The sequence below is a fragment of the Streptomyces sp. NPDC007917 genome (assembly GCF_042959105.1).
GTDB lineage: Bacteria > Actinomycetota > Actinomycetes > Streptomycetales > Streptomycetaceae > Streptomyces.
In genome coordinates, this window is sequence record NZ_JBIBKK010000069.1 from 1 (window position 1) to 3,134 (window position 3,134).

Below are 3,134 nucleotides of genomic sequence, written 5' to 3' on the forward strand. Positions count from 1 at the left end.
CCCACCGGACAGGACCCCACCACCCCTGACTACTGGGTCCGGCAAGCCCGCGAGACGGTCCATTACGCCCACACCACCCAACAACTCCACACCCACGGCGTCACCGCCTACCTCGAACTCGGACCCGACACCACCCTCACCACCCTCACCCACCACAACCTCCCCCACCACACACCCAACGCCCACGCCCTCCTGCACCCCCACCAACCCGAAACCCACACCACCCACACCGCCCTCGCCCACCTCCACACCCACGGCCACCCCACCACCTGGCACCACCACACCCCCACCCACCACCCCAACCACCCAAACCTCCCCACCTACCCCTTCCAACACCACCACTACTGGCTTCATATCTCAGAACCTCAAGCCGAGCTGCACACCCCCCACCCCGTCTCGGTCGAACCTCCCGCCACCGCTACCCTCCGTCAGCGGCTCTCCCACCAAGCACCAGACGCACAGCAGCAGACTCTCCTCGACGTCGTTCGCGCACACACCGCCGGCGTCCTCGGCCACGGCAACGTTGAGAGCATCCACGCCGAGCGCGCATTCAAGGAACTGGGATTCAATTCGCTGACTGCCGTCCAGTTCCGCAATCGCCTGTGCGAGGCCACCGGGCTGACCCTCGCACCGACCATCGTGTTCGACCACCCGAGCCCGGCCGCGCTCGTACGGCATTTGCATCAGCAGTTGCTAGGGATGCGGGGCGAAGCGGTCAGCCACGTCCCTCGCGCGGCCGTCGGAACAGGTGAACCCATCGCGATTATCGGCATGGCGTGCCGCTATCCGGGAGACGCACAGTCCCCGGAACAGCTATGGGACCTCCTGGTGACCGAGCAGGACGCGATCTCCGGATTCCCGACCGATCGTGGCTGGGACCTCGACAACCTCTACGACCCGGATCCCGAGCACTTCGGAACGTCGTACACGAGGGAGGGGGGTTTTCTTCATCGAGCGGGCGAATTCGATGCCGAATTCTTCGGCATCAGCCCACGCGAGGCCCTGGCCATGGATCCTCAGCAGCGAATTCTTCTCGAGGTCTCCTGGGAAGCCTTCGAACGAGCAGGTATCGACCCTGCCTCTGTACGCGGCACTCAGACCGGAATCTTCGCCGGGCTCGCCTACCACGACTACGCGCAGCGTTTCCCGACCGCCCCCGAGGGGTTCGAGGGATACCTCGTTCATGGGAGCGCGGGCAGTATCGCCTCCGGGCGCGTCGCCTACACCTTCGGGCTGGAAGGGCCGGCGGTCACCGTGGACACGGCGTGTTCGTCGTCCCTGGTCGCCTTACACCTGGCCTGCCAAGCGCTGCGGTCTGGGGAGTGCTCGATGGCCCTGGCCGGAGGGGTCACCGTGATGTCGACCCCGGCGTCCTTCATCGAGTTCTCCCGGCAGCGTGGGCTGTCCCCGGACGGTCGGTGCAAGGCGTTCTCCGCCACGGCCGATGGCACCGGCTGGGGCGAGGGCGCCGGCATGCTGGTGGTGGAGCGGCTCTCGGACGCGCAGCGGCTCGGGCATCCCATCCTGGCCGTGGTACGAGGCACGGCGGTCAACCAGGACGGCGCCAGCAACGGTCTCACCGCCCCCAACGGCCTCTCGCAACAACGTGTCATCCGCCAGGCGCTCGCCAACGCCGAGCTACCACCAACTGCCATTGACGCAGTGGAGGGGCACGGTACGGGGACGACGTTGGGCGACCCGATCGAAGCCCAGGCCCTTCTGGCCACGTATGGTCAGGACCGCTCTGCAGATCAGCCACTTTGGCTCGGCTCGATGAAGTCGAACATCGGGCACGCGCAGGCGGCGGCCGGGGTGGGCGGGGTCGTCAAGATGGTGATGGCGATGCGGCATGGGGTGTTGCCGCGGACGTTGCACGTCGAGGAGCCGTCGCCGCATGTGGACTGGTCGGCGGGCGGAGTGCGACTGCTGACGGAGGCCATGCCCTGGCCGGAGACGGGGCGTGCGCGACGCGCGGGGGTGTCCTCCTTCGGCGTCAGCGGCACCAACGCGCACGTGATCCTCGAACAGGCACCACCGACCGAAGTCCCGGCAACCGGCGAAGACCCCGCAACGGCAACGCCGCTCCTTGAGCCGTGGCTTGTCTCGGCGAAGTCCGAGGACGCGCTGCAAGCGCAGGCGCGACAGCTGCGTCAGTACCTCGCTTCCGTCCCGGAACTCGACTTGGCCGACATCGGGTATGCGCTGGCCGCTGGCCGTACGGCCTTTGACCACCGTGCCGTCCTCCTGGGTTCGAAGCGGGAGGACTTCCTCCAGGAGCTGGACGCATTGGCAGCCGGTGAGGAGCACGCCGGGCTCGTACGGGGTGTGGCGGCCGGGGCGGGGAAGCTGGCGTTCGTGTGTTCCGGACAGGGCACGCAACGCCCCCGCATGGGACACGAGCTCTACCACCAGTTCCCTGTGTTCGCCGAGGCAATGGACGAGGCCTGGACACACCTGGACCCCCACCTCGACCAGCCTCTCCGCGAAGTCATGTTCGCCGAACCGGACAGCGACACCGCGCGCCTGCTGCACCAGACACGCTACGCCCAGCCCGCCCTGTTCGCCCTCCAGATCGCCCTGCACCGGCTGGTCACCGACCACTACGGACACAGCCCCCACTACTACGCCGGCCACTCCCTTGGCGAGATCACCGCAGCCCACCTCGCAGGCATCCTCACCCTCCCCGACGCCGCCCACCTGATCACCACCCGCGCCCGCCTCATGCACACCCTCCCCACCACCGGCGCCATGACCACCCTCCAAGCAGACCCCGACGAACTCCACGAACACCTCGCAATGTGTGAAGGGCGGGTGTCACTTGCGGCGGTGAACGCGCCCGGATCCGTGGTCATCAGCGGAGACCGCGACGACATCGACGCTATGGCCGAAAACTTCCGCGCCCTGGGGCGCAAGGCCACCCCCCTGAAGGTCAGCGGCGCCTTCCACTCACACCACATCGACCCCCACCTCGACGCGCTCCGCGACACCGCCGAAGCCCTCACCTACCACCCACCCCACACCCCCCTCATCACCGCCGACCCCACCGGACAGGACCCCACCACCCCTGACTACTGGGTCCGGCAAGCCCGCGAGACGGTCCATTACGCCCACACCACCCAACAACTCCACACCCA

1 protein-coding gene is annotated in these 3,134 nt (G+C 67.7%); it reads left to right on the forward strand.

Translation table 11 applies throughout. The features are described 5' to 3' along the window. Positions 1–3,134: beta-ketoacyl synthase N-terminal-like domain-containing protein (locus ACFZDL_RS47115; RefSeq protein ID WP_391194608.1), on the forward strand; the 3,134-nt coding region annotated here is incomplete at both ends.